General features: G+C 68.4%; 24 protein-coding genes. 15 read left to right on the forward strand and 9 right to left on the reverse strand.

Annotated features, from left to right (window positions below):
- Positions 1 to 64: 64 nt before the first annotated feature.
- Positions 65 to 406 carry a hypothetical protein gene (locus E2169_RS12685; protein ID WP_132986986.1) on the forward strand — a complete coding sequence of 114 codons (342 nt, stop codon included), beginning with the start codon at positions 65 to 67 and terminating at the stop codon, positions 404 to 406.
- Complete coding sequence (locus E2169_RS12690) at positions 396 to 1,091, forward strand: Dph6-related ATP pyrophosphatase (RefSeq protein ID WP_229659171.1); 696 nt, start codon at positions 396 to 398, stop codon at positions 1,089 to 1,091. The genes E2169_RS12685 and E2169_RS12690 overlap by 11 nt, the downstream gene beginning before the upstream one ends.
- A 204-nt stretch (positions 1,092 to 1,295) precedes the next feature.
- Here the strand turns inward: E2169_RS12690 and E2169_RS12695 are convergent, their stop codons facing one another.
- The 4 genes from E2169_RS12695 to E2169_RS12710 form a co-directional block, all read right to left on the reverse strand.
- The gene (locus E2169_RS12695) at positions 1,296 to 1,730 is read right to left on the reverse strand and encodes a hypothetical protein (protein WP_132986987.1); all 435 of its coding nucleotides are present in this window, start codon (positions 1,728 to 1,730) and stop codon (positions 1,296 to 1,298) included.
- Positions 1,731 to 1,944: 214 nt separating this feature from the next.
- On the reverse strand, positions 1,945 to 2,778 hold the full coding sequence (gene fghA, locus E2169_RS12700; RefSeq protein ID WP_132986988.1) for an S-formylglutathione hydrolase: 834 nt from the start codon (positions 2,776 to 2,778) through the stop codon (positions 1,945 to 1,947).
- 12 nt (positions 2,779 to 2,790) lie between these two features.
- Entirely contained in the window at positions 2,791 to 3,900 is a 1,110-nt protein-coding gene (locus E2169_RS12705; protein WP_132986989.1) for an S-(hydroxymethyl)glutathione dehydrogenase/class III alcohol dehydrogenase, read from the reverse strand.
- A 65-nt stretch (positions 3,901 to 3,965) separates the two neighbouring features.
- On the reverse strand, positions 3,966 to 4,241 hold the full coding sequence (locus E2169_RS12710) for a metal/formaldehyde-sensitive transcriptional repressor (RefSeq protein WP_132986990.1): 276 nt from the start codon (positions 4,239 to 4,241) through the stop codon (positions 3,966 to 3,968).
- 156 nt (positions 4,242 to 4,397) lie between these two features.
- On the opposite strand from E2169_RS12710, the gene E2169_RS12715 reads away from it, so the two are divergent.
- On the forward strand, positions 4,398 to 5,279 hold the full coding sequence (locus E2169_RS12715) for an alpha/beta hydrolase (RefSeq protein WP_132986991.1): 882 nt from the start codon (positions 4,398 to 4,400) through the stop codon (positions 5,277 to 5,279).
- Here the strand turns inward: E2169_RS12715 and E2169_RS12720 are convergent.
- A complete protein-coding gene (locus E2169_RS12720) occupies positions 5,264 to 5,623 on the reverse strand; it encodes a carboxymuconolactone decarboxylase family protein (RefSeq protein ID WP_132987017.1) in 360 nt (119 codons plus the stop codon). The genes E2169_RS12715 and E2169_RS12720 overlap by 16 nt on opposite strands.
- A gap of 194 nt (positions 5,624 to 5,817) precedes the next feature.
- On the opposite strand from E2169_RS12720, the gene E2169_RS12725 reads away from it, so the two are divergent.
- The 10 genes from E2169_RS12725 (at position 5,818) to E2169_RS12770 (ending at position 13,848) form a co-directional block, all read left to right on the forward strand.
- Positions 5,818 to 6,390 (forward strand): NADPH-dependent FMN reductase, encoded by a 573-nt coding sequence (locus tag E2169_RS12725; RefSeq protein WP_132986992.1) that lies wholly within the window; start codon positions 5,818 to 5,820, stop codon positions 6,388 to 6,390.
- Positions 6,391 to 6,554: 164 nt separating this feature from the next.
- Complete coding sequence (locus tag E2169_RS12730) at positions 6,555 to 7,052, forward strand: winged helix-turn-helix transcriptional regulator (RefSeq protein WP_132986993.1); 498 nt, start codon at positions 6,555 to 6,557, stop codon at positions 7,050 to 7,052.
- Positions 7,049 to 7,654 (forward strand): 2-hydroxychromene-2-carboxylate isomerase, encoded by a 606-nt coding sequence (locus E2169_RS12735; protein ID WP_165942421.1) that lies wholly within the window; start codon positions 7,049 to 7,051, stop codon positions 7,652 to 7,654. The genes E2169_RS12730 and E2169_RS12735 overlap by 4 nt, the downstream gene beginning before the upstream one ends.
- Complete coding sequence (locus E2169_RS12740; RefSeq protein ID WP_132986995.1) at positions 7,651 to 8,352, forward strand: SDR family NAD(P)-dependent oxidoreductase; 702 nt, start codon at positions 7,651 to 7,653, stop codon at positions 8,350 to 8,352. The genes E2169_RS12735 and E2169_RS12740 overlap by 4 nt, the downstream gene beginning before the upstream one ends.
- Positions 8,349 to 8,816 carry a PaaI family thioesterase gene (locus tag E2169_RS12745; RefSeq protein WP_229659172.1) on the forward strand — a complete coding sequence of 156 codons (468 nt, stop codon included), beginning with the start codon at positions 8,349 to 8,351 and terminating at the stop codon, positions 8,814 to 8,816. Before E2169_RS12740 ends, E2169_RS12745 begins: the two co-directional genes overlap by 4 nt.
- A 10-nt stretch (positions 8,817 to 8,826) precedes the next feature.
- Positions 8,827 to 9,954, forward strand: coding sequence for a zinc-binding dehydrogenase (locus E2169_RS12750; RefSeq protein WP_132986996.1), 1,128 nt, complete (start codon positions 8,827 to 8,829; stop codon positions 9,952 to 9,954).
- Between the two features lie 354 nt (positions 9,955 to 10,308).
- Positions 10,309 to 11,790, forward strand: coding sequence for a SulP family inorganic anion transporter (locus E2169_RS12755; RefSeq protein WP_132986997.1), 1,482 nt, complete (start codon positions 10,309 to 10,311; stop codon positions 11,788 to 11,790).
- Between the two features lie 15 nt (positions 11,791 to 11,805).
- A complete protein-coding gene (locus E2169_RS12760; protein WP_132986998.1) occupies positions 11,806 to 12,684 on the forward strand; it encodes a universal stress protein in 879 nt (292 codons plus the stop codon).
- Between the two features lie 181 nt (positions 12,685 to 12,865).
- Positions 12,866 to 13,210: a TfoX/Sxy family protein gene (locus E2169_RS12765; protein ID WP_132986999.1), complete on the forward strand. Its 345-nt coding sequence runs from the start codon at positions 12,866 to 12,868 to the stop codon at positions 13,208 to 13,210.
- A complete protein-coding gene (locus tag E2169_RS12770; protein ID WP_132987000.1) occupies positions 13,207 to 13,848 on the forward strand; it encodes a Vat family streptogramin A O-acetyltransferase in 642 nt (213 codons plus the stop codon). The genes E2169_RS12765 and E2169_RS12770 overlap by 4 nt, the downstream gene beginning before the upstream one ends.
- A gap of 40 nt (positions 13,849 to 13,888) precedes the next feature.
- Here E2169_RS12770 and E2169_RS12775 read toward each other — a convergent pair whose 3' ends face one another.
- Positions 13,889 to 14,521 (reverse strand): glutathione S-transferase family protein, encoded by a 633-nt coding sequence (locus E2169_RS12775; protein WP_132987001.1) that lies wholly within the window; start codon positions 14,519 to 14,521, stop codon positions 13,889 to 13,891.
- A gap of 44 nt (positions 14,522 to 14,565) precedes the next feature.
- Positions 14,566 to 17,355 (reverse strand): phosphoenolpyruvate carboxylase, encoded by a 2,790-nt coding sequence (gene ppc / locus E2169_RS12780; protein WP_132987002.1) that lies wholly within the window; start codon positions 17,353 to 17,355, stop codon positions 14,566 to 14,568.
- Between ppc and E2169_RS12785 the strand changes: the two genes are divergently transcribed.
- Complete coding sequence (locus E2169_RS12785) at positions 17,354 to 17,632, forward strand: hypothetical protein (RefSeq protein ID WP_132987003.1); 279 nt, start codon at positions 17,354 to 17,356, stop codon at positions 17,630 to 17,632. The two genes, ppc and E2169_RS12785, sit on opposite strands and share 2 nt — an antisense overlap.
- A 34-nt stretch (positions 17,633 to 17,666) precedes the next feature.
- Here E2169_RS12785 and E2169_RS12790 read toward each other — a convergent pair whose 3' ends face one another.
- Together E2169_RS12790 and yihA are read right to left on the reverse strand one after the other, a co-directional pair.
- Entirely contained in the window at positions 17,667 to 19,031 is a 1,365-nt protein-coding gene (locus tag E2169_RS12790; protein ID WP_132987004.1) for a glutamate--cysteine ligase, read from the reverse strand.
- A 132-nt stretch (positions 19,032 to 19,163) separates the two neighbouring features.
- Entirely contained in the window at positions 19,164 to 19,778 is a 615-nt protein-coding gene (yihA, locus tag E2169_RS12795; RefSeq protein ID WP_132987005.1) for a ribosome biogenesis GTP-binding protein YihA/YsxC, read from the reverse strand.
- 125 nt (positions 19,779 to 19,903) lie between these two features.
- On the opposite strand from yihA, the gene E2169_RS12800 reads away from it, so the two are divergent.
- A complete protein-coding gene (locus E2169_RS12800; RefSeq protein ID WP_132987006.1) occupies positions 19,904 to 20,821 on the forward strand; it encodes a c-type cytochrome in 918 nt (305 codons plus the stop codon).
- The last annotated feature ends 76 nt before the right edge of the window (positions 20,822 to 20,897 follow it).

Genomic DNA, 20,897 nt, shown 5'->3' on the forward strand with positions numbered 1-20,897 from the left:
TACAACATCGGGTTAACAGGGTCGGCGGCTAAGCTTGTCGCAACAACACATTCCGGACGCCGCCATGGCCACGCGCTATTTCATCGCCATCCCCGACCCCGACGCCGCACGCGGCGCGGGCGAGCTCGCCTTCACCGCGCACGGCGCCGAAGCCTTCGCGCGCGAGCTGCAGGAGGCGCTGCGCGACGACCACCTGTTCGAGCGCTGGCGTGCCACCCAGGACGAGCCCGACGAGGTCGACCCGCTGCTCGGCGCCACCGATCCCACGGCCAGCGTGGAGGGCACCCAGCGCGAGACCCGCGTCGAGCTGGTGGCCAACACCCGCCTGCGCGGCGACGTGTTCAAGCACCGCCTGCGCCTGCTTGCCGGCGGCGCCTGGGAACTGCGCGACGTCCGTGCCGGCTGAGCCCGCGGCACGTCCGCGCGCGCTGCTGGCCTGGAGCGGCGGCAAGGACGCGGCCTGGGCGCTGCACGCGATGCGGCAACGTGGCGAGGTCGACGTCGTGGGCCTGCTGACGACGATCACCGAAGGCTTCGAACGGGCTTCGATGCAAGGCGTACACGTGGACGTGCTGCGCGCACAGGCCGCGGCCGCGGGTTTGCCACTGCTTGAATCGCGGATTCCCCAGGACTGCGACAACGCCCGCTACGAGGCGGCGTTTGCCGCGGCCCTGGATGACGCACAGGCGCGCTGGCCAGGCATCACCCATATCGCCTTCGGCGACCTGCTGCTGGCCGACATCCGCGCCTGGCGCGAGGCGCTGTGCGCGCGGCTGGGCTGGGCGCCGCTGTTCCCGCTGTTCGGCCGCGACACCGTGGAGCTGGCGCGCGAAATGATTGCCGGCGGGCTGCGCGCGACACTGTGCTGCGTCGACACGCAGCAGCTCGACGCCGCTTTCGCGGGGCGCGACTTCGACCAGGCCCTGCTCGATTCCCTTCCGGCCGCCGTGGACCCCTGCGGCGAACACGGCGAATTCCACACCTGCGTGGCGGACGGCCCGATGTTCGCAGTCCCTGTCCCACTGCAACGCGGCAATACGGAACTCCGCGACGCACGCTTCGCCTACACGGACTTCCGGCTGGCGACCTGATGCGGCGCCAGGAGGCATTGGCGCGTGTCGCAGTGCGGCACAGGAAAGGATCAGGGAAAAGCTTTGCCACGGATTACGCGGATCAAATCTGATCAAAGCAGATGAGGTGCGGAGCTTCGGTGCTCTATGTCCTATCTGCTTTTATCCGCGTGAATCCGTGGCAAAAAGCTCTTGCTCTTCCGCGGCGTTCGCAGCCGGACAGACTCAACGCAGGATGTGGCGGGCGGACATGCGGCGCGCAAAGAGCCACAGGGCGATCGCGATCGCCACCAGCAACACGGGGAAGCCGAGGCTTGCGGCGCCACCGAGCGACCAGGCCGGCGTGACCGCGTAGCTGGCCAGGACCTGCAGCACCAGGGCCACCAGTGCGACGAGGTAGACCGGCACGGCCCAGCGTCGCCGCAGCAGCAGGCCCAGTGAACCGATGACGCCGCCGATGGTCGCCACGCCGTAGAAGATGTACAGCCAGCCGGGCGCAGCCTCGTAGATCGCGCGCCGGTCGGCCGGCATGGCCTCCAGCGCCTCGGCCGGCATCGCCAGCTGCATGCCGAAGGCGGCCACCCCGACCAGGTTCCACAGCAGCGCCAGCACGCCGACCACCCACACGCTGGCCGGCACTTTCGTCGAACCTGCTTCCATGACCCACTCCCCTGCATATGCATACGGACCCAGCCGAAGCTTGAACCGACGCGGAGCACCGGGCAAGTGTGGAAGGCCGGGCAGCAAGAGAAAAGCTTTGCCACGGATTACGCGGATCAAATCCAATCAAGCAGAAGAGGCGCGGTGCCTCGGTGCTTTACGTCCTATCTGCTTTTATCCGCGCAGATCCGTGGCAAAAGAGCTCTTCAGCTTTTCACCCGGCCCGCAGCGCCTTCGCATGGTGCGCGATGTGGTCTCCGATGAAGCTGGCGATGAAGTAGTAGCTGTGGTCGTAGCCGGACTGCATGCGCAGTTCCAGCGGGTGGCCCATGGCTTCGCAGGCGGCCTGGAGCAGGTGCGGCTTGAGCTGGCCGTCGAGGAACTCGTCGGCGTCGCCCTGGTCGACCAGGAGCGGGAGCTTTTCCTTCGCCGACTTCACCAGTTCGACGGCGTCGTGCTGCTTCCACGCTTCGCGGTCTTCGCCGAGGTAGGCGCCGAACGCCTTCTCGCCCCACGGCACCTGCGACGGCGCCACGATCGGCGAGAACGCCGACACGCTGCGGTAGCGGCCGGGGTTCTTCAGCGCGATGGTCAGCGCGCCATGCCCGCCCATCGAGTGGCCGCTGATCGCGCGCGCGTCGCTGGCGGACGGATCGGCCTCCACCCAGGCCGGCAGCTCGTCGGCGATGTAGTCGTACATGCGGTAGTGCTTCGCCCACGGATCCTGCGTGGCGTTGACGTAGAAGCCCGCACCCTTGCCGAGGTCGTAGCCCTCGGCGTCGGCCACGTCGTTGCCCCGCGGGCTGGTGTCGGGCGCGACGATGATGATGCCGTGCTCGGCGGCGTAGCGCTGCGCGCCGGCCTTGGTGATGAAGTTCTGCTCGTTGCAGGTCAGGCCCGAAAGCCAGTACAGCACCGGGCAGGGGCCGTCGGCGGCCTGCGGCGGAAAGTAGACGCCGACGGTCATGTCGCAGCCGAGGGTCTCGGAGCGGTGGCGGTAGACGTCCTGCCAGCCGCCGAAGCAGGCGCGATGTTCAATGCGTTCCATGACAACCTCGGATCAATAGTGGATGACGGTCCGGATCGACTTGCCCTCATGCATCAGGTCGAAGGCCTCGTTGATCCGATCCAGCGGCAGCGTATGCGTCACGAACGGCTCGAGCTTGATGTCGCCGCGCATCGCGTCTTCCACCATGCCCGGCAACTGGCTGCGGCCCTTCACCCCGCCGAACGCGGTGCCCAGCCACTTGCGGCCGGTCACCAGCTGGAACGGTCGCGTGCTGATCTCCTGCCCCGCGCCGGCCACGCCGATGACCACGCTCTGGCCCCAGCCGCGGTGCGCACACTCCAGCGCCGCGCGCATCACGTTGACGTTGCCGATGCACTCGAAGCTGTGGTCCACGCCCCACTCGGTCATCTCCACGATCACCTGCTGGATCGGCTGCTCATGGTCCTTCGGGTTCACGCAGTCGGTGGCGCCCATCTCGCGCGCCAGGGTGAATTTGTCCGGGTTGGTGTCGATGGCGATGATGCGCCCGGCCCTGGCCTGCACCGCGCCCTGGATCACCGCGAGCCCGATCGCGCCCAGGCCGAACACGGCGATGCTGTCGCCTTCCTGCACCCTGGCCGTGTTGTGCACCGCGCCGATGCCGGTGGTCACGCCGCAGCCGAGCAGGCAGACGTGCTCCGGGTTCGCGTCCGGGTTCACCTTGGCCAGCGAGACCTCGGCCACCACCGTGTATTCGCTGAAGGTCGAGCAGCCCATGTAGTGGTAGACCGGCTCGCCGTTGTAGCTGAAGCGGGTGGTGCCGTCGGGCATCACGCCCTTGCCCTGGGTGGCGCGCACCGACACGCAGAGGTTGGTCTTGCCGCTCTTGCAGAACAGGCATTCGCCGCACTCGGCGGTGTACAGCGGGATCACGTGGTCGCCGGGCTTGACGCTGGTGACGCCTTCGCCGACCTCGACCACGATGCCCGCGCCCTCGTGCCCGAGCACCGCCGGGAACACGCCTTCCGGATCGTCGCCGGACAGGGTGAAGGCGTCGGTGTGGCAGAGCGCGGTGTGGGTGATCTTCACCAGCACTTCGCCCTTCTGCGGCGGCGCGACGTCGAGCTCGACGATCTTGAGGGGCTCTCCGGGGGCGAAGGCGACGGCGGCACGGGACTTCATGGCGTTACTCCTGGCAAACGGGATGTGGGGAGCGGCGCGCGGCGCCGCGGGTCATGCGTGGCGGATCACTTCAGGTAGGAGCGGATCAGCCCGGTCATTTCGGCGACGCGCGCCTGGCGATCGGCCGGATCGGCCGCGGGCTGGCCGAACTGCTCGCGCAGGTGCGACTCGAGCACCTCGCTCATGAGTCCGTTGACCGCGCCGCGGATGGCCGCGATCTGCTGCAGCACCGGGCCGCAGTCGGCACCGGCCTCGAGCGCGCGCTCCAGTCCTTCGCACTGGCCGCCGATGCGGCGGATGCGCGCCAGGACCTTGCGTTTCTCCTCGGGCGAATGGGGCATCCGGGCGGGCTCGGTGGATAGTGGGGGGCAGTATAGCATCGCGCCCTGGCAGCGCCTGGCTTCGGCCAATGCGCGCCGTCTTTCGAAGCCGTGAACCCGGTCGCCCCGGGGCGGCATGGATGCCCACGCCACCGGCGCGCTAGACTCCGCCGCAGCATGCGCAACCCCTTGCCCCTGATGGCGTTCCTGCTCGCGGCGCTGCTGTGCGGCGCGGCTGTCGCACGGCAGCCGGACGCGCCTTCACCGGCCCCGACGGCCGCTGCCAAAGCCGCCGTGCCGCTCGATCATCTGCCTGCCCTGAAGGGCGACTACTTCCCGCTGGTTTCCCGGGCCAACGGCCGAACGCTCCACATCTATGTGCGCCTGCCCGAGGACTACGACACGTCGGGCGAGCGGACATACCCGGTCGTCTACCTGCTCGATGGCGACAGCCTGTTCCCCCTCCTCGCGCCCACCCACCTGTTCCTCGGCTACGACGAGAAGCTGCCCGAGGCCATCATCGTCGGCATCGCCTACGGCGGATTCGACCCGTCGATCAACAAGCGCAGCGTCGACTTCACCGGGCTCGCCGCGGACACGCGCCCCGGCGAGGGCGGAGCGGAGCCGTTCCACCGCTTCCTGAGCGAGCAGCTCCTGCCCGAAGTCGAAGGCAGGTACCGCGCCGATGCCGCGCGGCGCGTCCTGGTCGGACAATCCCGCGCCGGCTATTTCGTGCTCTGGTCCGCGCTGCAGGCGCCGGACCTGTTCTGGGGGCGGATCGCGAGCAACCCCTCGTTCGACCCCGCGCGCGAACAGCTGTTCGCAACGCCAGGCGCCCACGCGCGCGACGACCTGCGGATGGCGATCGCCAGCGGCGCCCGCGACACCGCCGCGCGGATGCAGAACGCCGTGGAGTGGCGGACGTTCTGGACAGGGCGGAGCGATGCGCCCTGGGAGGTCGAACAGATCGTGCTGCCCGAAGGCACGCACGCCGCCTCCATCGGCGAGGCCTACCGCCGCGCCATGCTGTGGCTGTTCCGGGATCAGCCGCCCGCCTGAGGCTCCGGATCCTCCAGGGCATCGACCGCATCCATGACCCGGGCCGAGTACACCAGCGCCGCGCCCGCGTTCAGCGCGACCGCCACGCCAAGCGCTTCCGCAATCTCCTCGCGGCTGGCGCCGTGCTTCCGCGCGGCCTGGGCATGCACGGTGATGCAGCCGTCGCAGCGCGTGGTGACCGCGACCGCCAGCGCGATCAACTCCCGCGTCTTGGCATCCAGGTGGTTCGTTCGCGCCCCCGCACCGCCCAGCGTTGTATAACCACGGACAGTGTCCGGCGAGAGCGTCCCGATCTCCGAGATGCGCTTCGTCAGGTCCTTGCGGTATTCGTTCCAGTCGAGCATGGCGCCGTCCTCCTCAGTGGGATCCGGGCGGTGCGGCCAGCCGAAACAAGGGCGCACGCCCTGGTCCTGTTTGCGCCCTGCCCGGGCCGGAGTCAAGGACGATCCAGGCCCACGACGACGGGCGCGATGCAGGCCGATGCGACACCACCCGGCACCGATCGGGCGACCTTTCCATCAACCACCAGGAGCAAGCCATGAAAACCTACAACGTCGGCTACCTGATCGGCAGCCTCGCCAAGGAGTCGATCAACCGCAAGCTCGCCCAGGCGCTGTTCAAGCTGGCGCCGCCGCAGCTCAGCTTCAAGGAAATCCCGTTCGGCGACCTGCCCCTCTACACCTATGACTACGATGCCGACTACCCGGAGGCGGGCCGCAGCTTCAAGAAGGCCATCGAGGCCTCCGATGCGATCCTGATCGTGACGCCCGAATACAACCGCTCCATCCCCGGCGGCCTGAAGAACGCCATCGACTGGGCCAGCCGCCCCTGGGGCACCAACTCCTTCGCGAATATCCCCTCGGGCGTGATCGGCACCTCGCCCGGCGCGATCGGCACCGCGGTGGGCCAGCAGCACCTGCGCAGCATCCTCGGCTTCCTCAACTCGCCGCAGATGAACTCGCCGGAGGCCTATATCCAGTTCAAGGACGGCATGCTCAACGATGCCGGCGAGATCGCGGACGCGGCCACCGCGAAATTCCTGGGCACCTACCTCGAGGAATTCCACGGGTTCATCGCGCGCGTGCTGACGGTGCTGCCGCGCGGCGCCTGAAGAACGGTACGGGCCTGGGCCGGCGGTCGGACCGTCGGCCGACTCACTTTCCCCGCCTGGGGCAAGGGAGGTCGCGGTCTTCGCGATGACTCGATGTACTCGACAAAAGCCGAGGAACACCTATACTTCAATAATTGAAGTTATAAGGTGCCGGCAAGGTGAAAGTGAAGTCTTTCGCGGGAATGCGGTGCTCCATCGCGGGCGCGCTCGAGCTGATCGGGGATCGCTGGACGCTGCTGCTGATCCGCGACCTGTCGCTCGGACTCCGCCGCCATGACGAGTTGCGCGCGGGCACGGGCATTCCCACTGCCACGCTGGCCGCGCGCCTCAAGTACCTGACGCAGCACGGCATCGTCGAACAGTCGCGCTATCAGGAGCGGCCGCCACGGGTCGAATACCGGCTGACGGCCAAGGGCCGCGACCTGTGGAAGGTCAGCGTCGCACTGCGCGAATGGGGCGATCGCTGGGATGCGAGCGGCTTTGGCGCGCCGACCGTGGAGACGATCGATCGCGAGACCGGGCGACCGCTGCGCCTGGCGCTGGTCGATCCCGAGACCGGCACGGCCGTGCCCACGAACCGCATCCAGCTTCGCCCCGGGCCCGGCGCAGACGACCGCGTCCGCCACCTTCTCGACAACCTCGCCACGGAAACAGCCCAATGACCCGATCGATCGAACTCTTCTACGATTTCCGCAGCCCGTACAGCTACCTCGCCTTCACCCAGCTACGCGAGATGGGCGTCGATCTCGTGCTCAGGCCGATGCAGGTGCTGAAGCTGATGGAGGCGGTCGGAAACGTACCGACCACGCTCACCTGTGCGGCCAAGGGACGCTATGCCCGCACCGATCTGGCGCGCTGGGCGCAGCGCTACGGCTTCGCTCTGAACCCGTCGGACATGCGCGCGAACGATGGAGACGCCTGTTCGCGCGCGGTGCTGGCCGCGGAGTCGCCGGCGGATGCCGCGACAGTCACGCAGGCGCTGTACAGCGCCTGCTGGAGTGAAGCCAAGGCACTGGCCACGAAGGACGACATTCTCGCCGTCATCGCCGCGGCCGCGACCGGGATCAATGTCGACGTCGACGCGATCGCCAGGCGGATCGACGCACCCGAAACGATCGCGCAGCTGGACGCCAACACCCGCGAAGCCGTCGAACGCGGCGTGTTCGGTTCGCCGACCATGTTCGTCGGCGACGCGATGTTCTTCGGCAACGACCGTCTCGATTTCGTGCGCGAACATCTCGCGCAGCTGGAGCAAGCCGCATGACCGGCAAGACCACCAAACCACTCGCCCTCGTGACCGGGGTCGGTCCCGGCACCGGCGCTGCCCTGGTGCGGCGCTTCGCCGAGGGCGGCTACCGCGTGGCGATGCTGGCGCGCGACGCCGATCGCCTCGCGGCGCTGGAGAGGGAGATCCCCGACACCGTCGCCGTGCCCTGCGACGTGACCGACGTGGCCGCGCTCGAGCAGGCGATCACCCGTATCGGCATGCCGAAGGTGGTCGTCCACAACGCCGTGGGCGGCGCGTTCGGCACCTTCATGGAGATCGAGGCGGAGACGCTGCAGAAGAACTTCGACATCAACGCGATGGCGCTGTTCAACCTCGCGCGGCTGACCGCCCCGGCGATGGTGGCAGCTGGCGAGGGCGCGCTGATCGTGACCGGCAACACCTCCGCCCAACGCGGCAGGGCGGGCTTTGCCGGGTTCGCGCCGACCAAGGCGGCGCAGCGGATCCTGGCGGAATCACTGGCCCGCGACCTGGGGCCGAAGGGCGTGCACGTCGCCTATCTCGTCATCGACGCGGTGATCGACGTGCCCTGGCAGCGCGAGCGGCTGCCCGATGCGGCGGACGATTTCTTCATCTCGCCCGCCTCGATCGCAGGCGAGGTCTGGCACCTGGCGCATCAGCCGCGCGACGCCTGGTCGTTCCTCGCCGAGGTCCGACCCTTCCACGAGCCGTGGTGAGCGCCGTGGATACGTGGGGAGACGGCGCGCTCAACGGCCTCGAGCAGCTTCGCGCCCTGATGGTGGCCGGCTCCAGACAGCCGCCGATGGGCGAAACGCTCGGCTTCACGCTGGTCGAAGTCGATCGCGGCCATGCGGTGTTCGAAGGCGCGCCCGACCGGACCGTCTACAACCCCCTCGGCTCGGTGCACGGCGGTTACGCCGCGACACTGCTCGACAGCGCCTGCGGCATTGCCGTCCACAGCCAGCTCGACGCCGGGCGCGGACACACCACGCTCGAACTGAAGGTGTCGTACCTGCGCCCGCTCACCGACAGCAGCGGCACGGTGCGCGCAGCCGGCCGGGTCATCTCGATGGGGCGGCGCGTCGCGTTCGCCGAGGCAACGCTGCATGACGGTGACGGCCGCTTGTGTGCGACGGCCACGTCGACGCTGCTGGTATTCGACATTGAACAACCCAAATGAGGCAGCAGAGATGGACAAGACGATGAGTGGACTGGAACTGCGATCGCTGGCGACGTCCGATGGACAGCTTCGCCTGAGCCTGGAGCCGGTCGTGCTGGATGAGCCCGGCCCGGATGAGCTGGTGGTGCGGGTCGAGGCCACCCCCATCAATCCGTCCGACCTCGGGCTCCTGCTCGGCCCCGCCGATGTATCGACCGTCAGGGCCGAAGGCACGCCGGATCGGCCGGTGCTGGTCGCCGACATTCCGCAGCAGCGCCTGGCGGCCATTCGCAGCCGGCTGGACCAGTCGCTGCCGGTCGGCAACGAGGGTGCGGGCACCGTCGTCATGGCGGGCCGCAATGTGCAGCATTTCCTCGGGAAAAAGGTCGGGATGCTGGGCGGCGGGATGTACACGCAGCTGCGCAAACTGCGGGCCCAGGACTGCATCCTGTTGCCCGATGACGTGGATGTCGCCGACGGCGCGTCGATGTTCGTCAATCCGCTGACGTCGCTTGGCTTCACCGAGACGATGAAGGCCGAGGGGCACAGCGCCATCGTGCAGACCGCCGCGGCTTCGAACCTGGGCCAGATGCTCAACAGGATCTGCCTTGCTGACGGCATCGGGCTCGTCAATATCGTGCGCAGCAGCGCGCAGGCGGCGATCCTCCGCGCCATCGGCGCACGCCACATCGTCGACAGCACGGCGCCGGACTTCCAGGCCGAGCTGACGGAAGCGATCGCTGAAACGGGCGCCACCATCGGCTTCGACGCCATCGGTGGCGGCAAGCTGGCCGGGCAGATCCTGCAGGCGATGGAAACGGTCGCCAGCCGCGGGGGCACCATCTACAACCGCTACGGCTCGGACACGCCCAAGCAGGTCTATATCTACGGCGCCCTGGACACCGGGCCGACCGTGATCGATCGGACGTTCGGCTTTGCCTGGAACGTCGGCGGATGGCTGCTTTTCCCGTTCATGCAGAAGGCGGGCCAGGAGGTCGCGGCGCGGATGCGGCAACGCGTCGTGGATGAGCTCGGGACGACCTTCGCCAGCCACTACACGAAGACCATCAGCCTCGCTGATGCGCTCCAGCCGGGGATCCTGGCTGCGTACGAGCGCAAGTCGACCGGCGAGAAGTATCTGATCAACCCGTCCCTGTAGTCGGGGCTTGTTTTCCGCTTTCCTGCCAGCGCACGCAAGTCGTTCGGCGTACCTGCGTGCGTGTAGCTGCGGGCATCTGAAGCCTTCCATAAGGCTTCCAGATGCCCAGTGCTGCCCGCTCTCCTGATGCCGGAACGCGGCCACCAGGCCGTCGAGCGCGAAGTGGCTATCGATGGACAGACGAACGCGGCGTATTCGAGCACCAGCGCACCGTTTTGTCGGTGTTATGATCAGCCCCCGCCCGGGTCTCGTTCGAGAACATGTCTGCCATCCTGCCGCCCTAGCAACTGACCAGCACTCGTCCGCGCAATCGGCGCGACGCACTCTTTGCTCAGTCACAGGCAGGACACTCCCATGGATTTTTCCACGCTGCGCCAGGAATGGCTCGGCAACGTGCGCGGCGATCTTCTCGCCGGCATCGTCGTTGCGCTGGCCCTGATTCCGGAAGCCATCGCGTTCTCCATCATCGCGGGCGTCGACCCGAAGGTCGGGCTGTACGCGTCGTTCTGCATCGCGGTGGTGATCGCCTTCACCGGGGGCCGGCCGGGCATGATCTCCGCCGCCACCGGTGCGATGGCGTTGCTGATGATCGGCCTCGTCAAAGACCATGGCCTGCAATATCTCCTGGCAGCGACGCTGCTGACGGGCCTGCTCCAGATCATCGCCGGCATGTTCAAGCTCGGTGTGCTGATGCGCTTCGTATCGCGGTCGGTGATCACCGGCTTCGTCAACGCGCTCGCCATCCTGATCTTCATGGCCCAGCTGCCGGAACTGACCAACGTGCCGTGGACCGTGTACGCCGTCACCGCGGCGGGGCTCGGCATCATCTACCTCTTCCCGCGCGTCACCAGGGCGGTGCCCTCGCCCCTGGTGGCGATCGTGGTGCTGACCGTGGTTGCGGTCGTGCTGGGGCTCGATATCCGCAATGTCGGGGACATGGGTGAGCTGCCTGACAGCCTTCCGGTGTTCCTGTTCCCGGACGTGCCGCTGACGCTCGAGACGCTGCGCATCATCTTCCCGGTCGCCGCGACGCTGGCCGTGGTCGGCCTGCTCGAGTCGCTGCTGACGGCGCAGATCGTCGACAAGCTCACCGACACGCCAAGCGACAAGAACCGCGAGTGCGTGGGCCAGGGCGTTGCCAACATCGCGTCCGGCCTGGTCGGTGGCATGGCCGGCTGCGCGATGATCGGCCAGTCGGTGATCAACGTGAAGTCGGGCGGCCGCGGCCGCCTGTCCGCGTTCTCGGCCGGCGTGTTCCTGCTGCTCATGGTGGTGTTCGCCGGGCCCTGGGTGGAGCTGATCCCGATGGGCGCACTCGTTGCGGTCATGATCATGGTGTCGATCGGCACGTTCAGCTGGTCCTCGATCCGGGACCTCCGGACGCATCCGCGGACTTCGAGCATCGTCATGGTCGCGACGGTACTGGTGACCGTCTTCACCCATGACCTGGCCAAGGGCGTCCTGACCGGCGTGCTGCTGTCCGCGCTGTTCTTCGCGCGCAAGGTCGGCCAGGTCCTGCACGTGGAGTCGGTGGTGACGGACGAGGGCCGCCAACGCCGCTATCGGGTGACCGGCCAGGTCTTCTTCGCATCGGCGGACAGCTTCATCTCGCGCTTCGACTTCAAGGACGCGGTCGAGAAGGTGGTCATCGATGTCGGCAATGCGCACTTCTGGGACCTCAGCGCAGTGGGCGCCCTCGACGAGGTGGTCCTGAAGCTTCGCCGGGAAGGCACCGAAGTCGAGATCATCGGCATGAACGAGGCCAGCGCCACCCTGGTCTACACGCTGGGGGTGCACGACAAGCCCGATGCCGAACGCCTGATGGGCGGACACTGAGGAGTTGCCATGAACATGACCAAGACACTGTTGCACGTCGGCGGCCGCGTGCTGGCCGCCATCGACGACTCGGTCTACACCGGGAGCGTTGCGTCGTACGCCGCCTGGTCCGCCCGGCGCCTGGACGCACCGCTCGAGTTCGTGCACGTACTCGACCGCCGCCGCGGCCAGCCCGGGGCGCCGGACCTGAGCGGCAACCTGGCACTCGACACCCGCGAACAGCTGCTTGCGGAGCTGGTGCAGCTGGACGAGCAGCGGGGCAAGCTGGCGCAGGAAGCCGGCAGGCTCCTGCTCCAGCAAGTCCAGGCCGCGGCGCAGGCAAGCCACGGTGTCGCCGCGGAAACGCGACTTCGCCACGGCTCACTGTCCGGGACGCTGGGCGAACTCGAACCCGATGTCCGCATGTTCGTGATCGGCAAGCGTGGCGAGCATGCCGACTTCGATACGGGTCACCTGGGCAGCCAGCTCGAACGGGTGGTGCGTTCGGTGCGTCGCCCGCTGCTCGTCGCCCCACGCACCTTCAGGGAGCCCCGCCGCGTCATGGTCGCCTTCGACGGCAGCGCCACCACACGCAAGGGCATCGAGATCGTGGCCGCCAGCCCGCTCTTCCGTGGCCTCGACGTCGTGGTCCTGATGGTTGGCGAAGCAGATGCCCAGCAGGCCTCGGCACTTCACTGGGCCGAGGAGACACTCCGCGAACATGGCCACCAGGTCGAATCGCGACAGCAAAGTGGCGCGGTGAACGAGACGATCAGTGCAGCGATCGATGAAGAACGTGTTGATGTGTTGGTGATGGGCGCCTACGGCCACTCCCGGATCCGCAACATGATCGTGGGCAGCACCACCACCTACGTGCTGCGCACCAGCCACGTGCCGGTTCTGCTGCTGCGCTGAGAGACCCCTTCACTCGCCGCTGCCTGGCCGGTCCCGATTCGGATTACATGACCGGCCAGGTTCCTCCGATCGATGGCGGCATCGTCTACCGCTGAGCGATTGGCTTCCCAAACCCCATGTCCGCAATCGAACACTGCGAATTTCTCGTGCTGGCGACATACTGCAGACAGGAGGGGAACACATGGCCACCGACCAGGACTTCATCGACTACGTCGCCGAACAGGCGGGGCTGGGCGAACGGCTGACGCGCAGGAAGATGTTCGGCGAGTACGCGGTCTATGTGGATGGAAAGGTCGTGGCCTTCGCCTGCGACAACAGCCTGTTCGTCAAACCGTCCGCGGCCACGACCCGGCTGGCACCCGACCTGCCGCAGCGGCCACCGTATCCCGGCGCCAAGGATTACCCGGTTGCCGACGAACTGCTCGACGATACCGATGCGCTGCGCCGACTCATCCTCGAAACCGCTGCGCTGATGCCCGAGCCCAAGCCGAGGAAGCCGCGCAAGACCGGGAGGACACCTGCATGAACGGACCCGATCCAGGCAGCCGGCATCCGATGGATGGATTCCCGCAGGTGTGCTTCATCAGGAACACCATCACCCATCCGAACATCGTCGTCGGCGAATACACCTACTACGACGATCCGGAAGAATCCGAAGGATTCGAGCGCAACGTCCTCTACCACTTCCCCTTCATCGGCGACCGGCTGGTGATCGGGAAGTTCTGCGCGATCGCCCGTGGGGCGAAGTTCATCATGAACGGCGCCAACCACAAGATGTCGGGCATCTCGACCTATCCGTTCCAGATCTTCGGCAACGGCTGGGAGAAGGTCATGCCCGAACCGGGCGACCTTCCGTACAAGGGCGATACCGTGATCGGCAACGACGTGTGGATCGGCTACGACGCGCTGGTCATGCCGGGCGTGAGGATCGGCAACGGCGCGATCGTTTCCGCCCGCTCGGTGGTCACCTCCGACGTCCCCGCCTACACCATCGCCGCCGGCAACCCCGCCAGGCCCGTCCGCCAGCGCTTTGCTCCGGACACGGTCGCGCGCCTGGAGTCACTGGGGTGGTGGGACTGGCCGGTGGAGACAATCACCCGGCATCTGGAGCTGATCGTGTCAGCGGACGTCGATGCCCTGGCAGCCGTCGCTCCAAAGGATTGACGGCCGTCACTGCTCTCCAGTGGACAACGCGCCGGTGTGCTCAGCCCTTCGCCGGCATCAGCGCATCGTCCATGGCCTTCGCACGCTTGTAGGCCTCGCGGCCGCGCAGGCGCTCGGCCCAGGCGGCGAACGCCGGGCGCTCGGGGATCGATCCGAACATCAGGCCGAAGTCGACCTGGCTGCCGACGTAGACATCCGCGGCGCTGAAGCGCTCGCCCAACAGCCACGGCGAGGCGGACGTGGCCGCCACCTCCAGCGCGTCGATGGTCTGTTCGAAGCTGCCGTAGCCGACGAAGGCGGCCTTCTCCGGCGGCGGCAGCAGGCCCAGCGCATTGGCCGACACCGCGGCCTCGACCGGACCCGCGGCAAAGAACATCCAGCGCAGGTAGGGACCGCGCAGCGGATCGTCCACGGCCGGCGCCAGGCCGGCCTGCGGGAAGGCGTCGGCAAGGTAGGTGCAGATCGCCGCCGCCTCGGTCACCACCGCGCCGCGGTGCTGCAGCGCCGGCACCTTGCCCATCGGGTTGATGGCCAGATACTCCGGCGACTTCATGCTCCTGCCGTATTCCTGCACCACGGTGCGGTATTCGACGCCGAGCTCCTCGAGCATCCAGCGCACGATGCGGCCGCGCGACATGGGGTTGGTGTGGAAGACAGGTTCGCTTGTGGTCATGGTCGGCTCCTGGATGGAGGGGTCAGGTCGAGCACGTTACTCCGTCAGCCGGTGTTCTGGATCCCGGCCGCGATGCCGTTGACGGTCGCGAACAGCGCGCGCAGCACGTCGTCGTCCTCGCACCCGCCCTCGCGCCAGCGGCGCAGCAGTTCCACCTGCAGCAGGCTGATCGGATCGACGTAGGGATTGCGCAGGCGGATCGACAGGCGCAGGCGGTAGTCATCGGCCAGCAGCGCGTCCTGGCGCTTGATCGCGAGGATGGCGTCGCGGGTGCGCGCGAACTCGGCGGCGATGCCGGGGAAGAAGACGTCGTGCGCGTCACCGGCCAGGCGCGAATAGCGCTCGAAGATGTCGAGGTCGGACTTGGCCAGCAGCATTTCCACGTCGTCGAGCATCGCGGCGAAGAAGGGCCAGTCGCGCGCCATCCCGGCCATCGCGTCGAGACCGTGGGCGGCGATACCGGACTCCAGCGCGTGGCCCACGCCGTACCAGCCGGTCAGGCCGGAGCGGTTCTGCGCCCATGCGAACACCCACGGGATCGCGCGCAGGTTGGCGATGCCGCCGTCGCGGCGCCGCGAGGGGCGCGAGCCGATCTGCAGGCGCTCGATGACGTCGACCGGGGTGGCCGCGCGGAAGTAGGCGTCGAAGCCCGGATCCTCGTGCACCAGGGCGCGGTAGCAGGCGCGCGAATCGGTCGAAAGCCGGTCGGCAATGGCGCGCCACGTGCGCGCGCGCGGCTCCTGCGGCCGCGGCCGCAGGCTGGCGCGCAGCACGGCGCCGGTCATCTGCTCGAGGTTGCGCAGGGCGAGTGCGCGGATCCCGTACTTTCGGTGGATCACCTCGCCCTGTTCGGTCACGCGCAGGCGGCCGTCGACGGTGCCGCGCGGCGCGGCGATGATCGCGCGCCCGGTCTTGCCGCCGCCGCGGCTGACCGAGCCGCCGCGGCCGTGGAAGAACACCAGCCGCACATCCGCGTCCCGCGCCAGCCGCATCAGGTCGACCTGCGCGCGCTGCAGCGCCCAGCGCGAGGCCAGCAGGCCGCTGTCCTTGGCGCTGTCGGAGTAGCCGAGCATCACCACCTGGCGGTCGCCGCGGGCGCGCACGTGGCGGCGGTATACCGGGTCGTCGAACAGCGCGCGCATCACCCCGGCCGCGGCCTCGAGATCGTCGACGGTCTCGAACAGCGGCGCCACGTCCAGTGGCACTTCGCTTTCGCCTTCGCCTTCGATGCAGCCCGCGATGCGCGCCAGCGCCAGCACCGCCAGCGCGTCGGCGGCGCTGCGGCTCATGCTGACGATATAGGGACCGAAGGCGTGGTGGCCGAAGCGTGCGCGCGCGGACTTCACGGTGCGGAACACGTCCAGCGCCTGCACCGCGGCTTCGGCATCGGGCACCGCCGGCACCGGCGTTTCGATCAGCGCGTGCAGCTGCGCGAGCCGCGCCTCGAGCGGCTGCCCGGCCCAGTCGCCATCTCCCTGCAGCGCCGCCAGCGCTGCATCGTGCGCAGCGGAATCCTGCCGCAGGTCGAGCGCGGCGAGATGGAAGCCGAAGCTGCGCGCCCGCCGCAGCAGCCGCAGCAGCGCGAAGCGGCCGGCGTGCTCGCCACGGTTGGCGGCGAGGCTGGCATCGATCAGCTCCAGGTCGGCGAGGAAGGCCTCGACGCCGGCATAGGCGCCGGTGCCTGCGGCGACATCCGCATCGCCACCCCTGCCTTCGGCGTGTGCATTGCCATTGGGGCCGTCGGCCCCGGCGGCGGCCAGGCGCGCGGACATGAGTTCCAGCAGCTGCCGGTATGGCATGTCGGCCTGGCGGGCGCGCAGCCGCCCCGCGACAACGGGCATCGCCTCCCGGTACTGCGCCAGGCGCTCCTCCACCGCGGTATCGATGTGGGCACGGTCCCGGGTCTGGGTCAGCACCTGGCCCAGCGCGCGCAGCTCATCGCGGTACTGCCCCAGCACCTGCGCGCGCTGCGCGGCGAGCGCCGCCTCGATGGTCGCCGCGCCGACCTTGGGATTGCCGTCCATGTCGCCGCCCACCCAGGTGCCGAAGCGCAGCACGTTGGGCAGCGCGATGCGCCGCCCCCAGGCCGCCTCCACCGCGTCGGCGAAGACTTCATAGAACGCCGGCAGCACCCGGAACAGCACGCCCAGGTAGTGGCCGATGTGGTCGACCTCGTCGGTCACCGTCGGCTTCAGCATCGGCGCCTCGGAGGTCTGCCACGTCGTGGCCAGCGCCTGGCGCATGCGCGATTCGTCGCTCAAGCGCTCGTCGGGCGTGCGCGTGCGGTCGATGTCGGCGACCAGCCGCTCGACGATCACGCGCTCCTTGGCCAGCAGCGCACGGCGCACGGCCTCGGTGGGATGGGCGGTGAACACGGGTTCGACCCACAGTCCCGGCAGCAGCGCCTCCAGCTCTTCGAGCGTCACGCCATCGGCGTGCAGCGCGCCCAGCACCGCCTCCAGCCCACCGGGCTGCGGCCCTTCATCGCTACGCTGGTGGTCGCGCCGGCGGCGGATGCGGTGCACGCGTTCGGCGAGGTTGATCGCGCCGAACCACGCCGAAAACGCCCGCACCAGCGCATCGGCATTGTCCGGCGACACCTGCGCCAGCTCGCCGGCCAGCGCATCCACCGGTTCCCCGTTCTCGCGCCGAGCGATCGCCGCCCGCCGCACCGCCTCCACCTGCTCCAGCAGCGCCGGCGATACCTGCTCGGCCAGCATGTCGCCCACCATCGCCCCGAGCCTGCGCACGTCATCGCGCAGCAGCGCATCGGTCCCGGCAAATTCCAGCTGCTCCCGCAGCGGCGCGTCACGGCTATCGGAAGGAATGCTCATGCCCGAAGGCTACACCGTGGTGTGTGGACAGATCATTTTTTGCCACGGATTTGCGCGGATTCACACGGATAGAGCAGAAGAAGATGAGAAGCTCTTTTTGCCACGGATTTGCGCGGATTACGCGGATCTGACCGACGCAAGATTGTTGCCGAAAGCCCAACTGAAGGAAAAATCAGGTGCAGAGCATGGTGCTAGCGCTTGCCTCAGCAAGATCCGCGTAATCCGCGCAAATCCGTGGCAAAGAGCTTTTTCCTCTGCCTTTGCTCTATCCGTGTGAATCCGCGCAAATCCGTGGCAAAAGCTCTTCCCGCTCAGTACGCAAACTCGCGAAAGACGCGATCGATGTCGCCGCCCCACTCGCCGTGGTACAGCGCGAGCTTGCGCTCGGCCGGGGTTTCGTTGGCCTGGGCGAACTCGATCAGCGGCGCGAGGAAGTGGCGCTCGTCCTGGTCCTGGTCGTTGCGGCGGTTGCGGCGGGCAAGGCCGGCGGCGGAGATCTCCAGCGCGCGCAGGGCGAGGTCGCGGACGGTGCCGCCGCGGAACGGCAGCTTGAACGCCTGCTTCGGCACGCCGTCGCGCAGCGCGTGGCGCTCGGCCAGGCTGAAGTCCTTCACCAGGTCCCAGGCGGCGTCCAGCGCGGCATCGTCGTACAGCAGGCCGACCCAGAACGCGGGCAGCGCGCAGATGCGGTTCCAGGGGCCGCTGTCGGCGCCGCGCATCTCCAGGAAGCGCTTCAGGCGCACCTCCGGGAACGAGGTCGTCATGTGGTCGGTCCAGTCGCGCATGGTCGGGAGCGCACCCGGCAGCACCGGCAGCCGGCCGGCCATGAAATCGCGGAACGACTGCCCGCTGGCGTCGTGGTACACGCCGTCGCGGTAGCTGAAGTACATCGGCACGTCGAGCAGGTAATCGACGTAGCGCTCGAAGCCGAAGCCGTCTTCGAACACGAAATCGAGCATGCCGGTGCGGTCGGGATCGGTGTCGGTCCAGATGTGCGAGCGGTAGCTGAGGTAGCCGTTGGGCTTGCCCTCGGTGAAGGGCGAATCGGCGAACAGCGCGGTCGCGATCGGCTGCAGCGCCAGCGACACGCGGAACATCTTCACCATCTGCGCTTCGGTGGAGAAGTCGAGGTTGACCTGCACGGTGCAGGTGCGCGTCATCATGTCCAGGCCGAGGTCGCCGACCTTGGGCATGTAGGCGCGCATGATCTTGTAGCGGTCCTTCGGCATCCACGGCATGTCCGCGCGCGTCCACTTCGGCTGGAAGCCCATGCCGAGGAAGCCCAGGCGCAGCTCGTCGGCCACCGCCTTGACCTCGAACAGGTGGCTGCCCACTTCGCGACAGGTGTCGTGGATGGTTTCCAGCGGCGCGCCGGAGAGCTCCAGCTGGCCGGCGGGTTCCAGCGTGACCGACGCGCCGTCCTTCAGCAGCGCCACCACCTTGCCGTGCTCCTCCACGCGCTCCCAGCCGTAGCGGGTCAGGCCGTCGAGCAGCGCGCCGATGCCGCGCTCGTCCTCGTAGCCTGGCGGACGCAGGTCGTCGAGGCGGAAGCCGAACTTCTCGTGCTCGGTGCCGATGCGCCAGTCGGCCGGCGGCTTGCAGCCATCGGCAAGGTAGGCGACGAGCTCGTCGCGCGAGCGGATCGGGGCGTCTGGGCTGTTGCTTGGATTGGACACGTGGCGGACTCGTCGACGCAGGTTGCAAGGCCGCCGGACGCGGCCGGCGCGGAAGCCGCCACTATATCCCGCGGCACGCGCGCGACCGGCCATGCCACCGGGTTACAGCGTCGCCGCAACCGGCGCAATCACTCAGTTGGCCGGAATCTCCAGCCAGCTGCAGATCACCCCGCGTGCCTCGTCGACGCCCAGCTTGGATTCGCCCGAGAACGCCTGCACGCTGACGGTGTCGCCGAAGGACTGGGCCAGGTCGCGCCGCACCGCCTGCACCGCGTTGCCGACCGCGCCGCGCGAGAGCTTGTCGGCCTTGGTGAGCAGGGCATGCGCCGGCAGGCCGCGTTCGACCGTGTAATTGAGCATGTGGCGGTCGTAGTCCTTCAGCGGATGGCGGATGTCCATCACCACCACCAGCCCGCGCAGCGCGAGGCGGGTGCGGAAATAGGTGTCGAGGAAGGCCTGCCAATGCTCGCGGAGGTCGTGCGGGACCTTCGCGTAGCCATAGCCGGGCAGGTCCACCAGGAAGCGGTCGGGGTGCTGGGGCATCTCGAAATACACCAGCTGCTGGGTCCGGCCGGGCGTCTTCGACACCCGCGCCAGCGCATTCTGCTGGCACAGGGCGTTGAGCGCGCTGGATTTTCCGGCGTTGGAGCGGCCTGCGAAGGCCACCTCGAAGCCGCCATCGGGAGGCAGCTGGCGGGGAAGGTGCGCCGCCAGCATGTACTGGGCGCGGGCAAGGGGATTGGCCATGGCGTACAGGATCGCACGGAACGCCACCGGGGCCGGTTTGACCGTGCCGAGCCGGCGACCGGATAATGACAGGCCTTGCGACCGTGCCCCCGGCCCGGTGCCTCAGTTTCCCGGAGTTCAGCCAGATGCGTCACGCCCGCAGCTACCTCCTCGTCGGATTCGCCGCCCTGGCGGTCGGCGCCGTCGCCTTCGCCCAGACCACGGTCGCCCCGCTGGAGGAGGCCGAGCCGGTCGAGACCCTGCCGCTCGAGGCGGTCGACGCCTTGGCGCAGCTGGCCACGACCGTTCCGGGCAACGCCCAGAACGGCGCCACGGTGGCCGCCGTCTGCGCCGCCTGCCACGGCGTGAGCGGCGCCAGCACCATCCCCGAGATCTATCCCAACATCGGCGGCCAGAGCGAGCGGTACATGGCCCGCCAGCTGGCGCTGTTCAAGAGCGGTGAGCGTGCCAACGCGATCATGCAGCCCTTCGCGTCGATGCTGTCGCCGCAGGACATGCGCGACGTCGGCGCGCACTACGCCACCCAGCCGACCTCGGCGGGCATCGCCGACGACACCGTGGTCACCGAGGGCCCCTACGAGGGCATGAAGTTCTACGAGATCGGCCAGCAGCTGTTCCGCCGCGGCGACTTCGAGCGCGGCATTCCCGCCTGCATGGCCTGCCATGGCCCCTCGGGCGCCGGCAATCCCGGCCCGGCCTACCCGCACGTCGGCGGCCAGCAGTCCTGGTACACCGCGCGCCGCCTCGAGGAATACCGCGCCGGCACCAGCACCGAGCGCGAAACCGCCATGTACGACATCATGGCCGACATCGCTTCCGAGCTGACCGACGAAGAGATCAGCGCGCTGTCGAGCTACATGCAGGGCCTGCACACGCGTCCCGACGACGCCACCCTGGCCGCGATCGCCAGCATGCCGGCCCCCGCTGTCCCGGCCACGCCCGAAGCCGGCGCCGATGACATCGAGCCGGCGGCCGACGCCGAACCGGCCGCGGACGCCGAGCCGGCCGCCGCGGGTGCAGGTGCCGAGCTCCAGACTCCGTGACGGCCGCCCGACCCCCGCGGGTCGATGGCATTCACAATATGTGAATCGCAGCGCCGGCCAGATACCTGTGCCGGCG

Source organism: Luteimonas terricola (assembly GCF_004352845.1).
GTDB classification, from domain to species: domain Bacteria; phylum Pseudomonadota; class Gammaproteobacteria; order Xanthomonadales; family Xanthomonadaceae; genus Luteimonas; species Luteimonas terricola.

What these genes read in the sequence shown, in the direction of transcription:
- E2169_RS12685 (WP_132986986.1), top strand. Translation starts at nt 65, where the DNA reads ATGGCCACGCGCTATTTCATCGCCATCCCCGACCCCGACGCCGCACGC.
- E2169_RS12695 (WP_132986987.1), bottom strand. Translation starts at nt 1,730, where the DNA reads ATGGAAGCAGGTTCGACGAAAGTGCCGGCCAGCGTGTGGGTGGTCGGC.
- fghA (WP_132986988.1), bottom strand. Translation starts at nt 2,778, where the DNA reads ATGGAACGCATTGAACATCGCGCCTGCTTCGGCGGCTGGCAGGACGTC.
- E2169_RS12705 (WP_132986989.1), bottom strand. Translation starts at nt 3,900, where the DNA reads ATGAAGTCCCGTGCCGCCGTCGCCTTCGCCCCCGGAGAGCCCCTCAAG.
- E2169_RS12710 (WP_132986990.1), bottom strand. Translation starts at nt 4,241, where the DNA reads ATGCCCCATTCGCCCGAGGAGAAACGCAAGGTCCTGGCGCGCATCCGC.
- E2169_RS12715 (WP_132986991.1), top strand. Translation starts at nt 4,398, where the DNA reads ATGCGCAACCCCTTGCCCCTGATGGCGTTCCTGCTCGCGGCGCTGCTG.
- E2169_RS12720 (WP_132987017.1), bottom strand. Translation starts at nt 5,623, where the DNA reads ATGCTCGACTGGAACGAATACCGCAAGGACCTGACGAAGCGCATCTCG.
- E2169_RS12725 (WP_132986992.1), top strand. Translation starts at nt 5,818, where the DNA reads ATGAAAACCTACAACGTCGGCTACCTGATCGGCAGCCTCGCCAAGGAG.
- E2169_RS12735 (WP_165942421.1), top strand. Translation starts at nt 7,049, where the DNA reads ATGACCCGATCGATCGAACTCTTCTACGATTTCCGCAGCCCGTACAGC.
- E2169_RS12740 (WP_132986995.1), top strand. Translation starts at nt 7,651, where the DNA reads ATGACCGGCAAGACCACCAAACCACTCGCCCTCGTGACCGGGGTCGGT.
- E2169_RS12750 (WP_132986996.1), top strand. Translation starts at nt 8,827, where the DNA reads ATGGACAAGACGATGAGTGGACTGGAACTGCGATCGCTGGCGACGTCC.
- E2169_RS12755 (WP_132986997.1), top strand. Translation starts at nt 10,309, where the DNA reads ATGGATTTTTCCACGCTGCGCCAGGAATGGCTCGGCAACGTGCGCGGC.
- E2169_RS12760 (WP_132986998.1), top strand. Translation starts at nt 11,806, where the DNA reads ATGACCAAGACACTGTTGCACGTCGGCGGCCGCGTGCTGGCCGCCATC.
- E2169_RS12765 (WP_132986999.1), top strand. Translation starts at nt 12,866, where the DNA reads ATGGCCACCGACCAGGACTTCATCGACTACGTCGCCGAACAGGCGGGG.
- E2169_RS12770 (WP_132987000.1), top strand. Translation starts at nt 13,207, where the DNA reads ATGAACGGACCCGATCCAGGCAGCCGGCATCCGATGGATGGATTCCCG.
- E2169_RS12775 (WP_132987001.1), bottom strand. Translation starts at nt 14,521, where the DNA reads ATGACCACAAGCGAACCTGTCTTCCACACCAACCCCATGTCGCGCGGC.
- E2169_RS12785 (WP_132987003.1), top strand. Translation starts at nt 17,354, where the DNA reads ATGCCCGAAGGCTACACCGTGGTGTGTGGACAGATCATTTTTTGCCAC.
- ppc (WP_132987002.1), bottom strand. Translation starts at nt 17,355, where the DNA reads ATGAGCATTCCTTCCGATAGCCGTGACGCGCCGCTGCGGGAGCAGCTG.
- yihA (WP_132987005.1), bottom strand. Translation starts at nt 19,778, where the DNA reads ATGGCCAATCCCCTTGCCCGCGCCCAGTACATGCTGGCGGCGCACCTT.
- E2169_RS12800 (WP_132987006.1), top strand. Translation starts at nt 19,904, where the DNA reads ATGCGTCACGCCCGCAGCTACCTCCTCGTCGGATTCGCCGCCCTGGCG.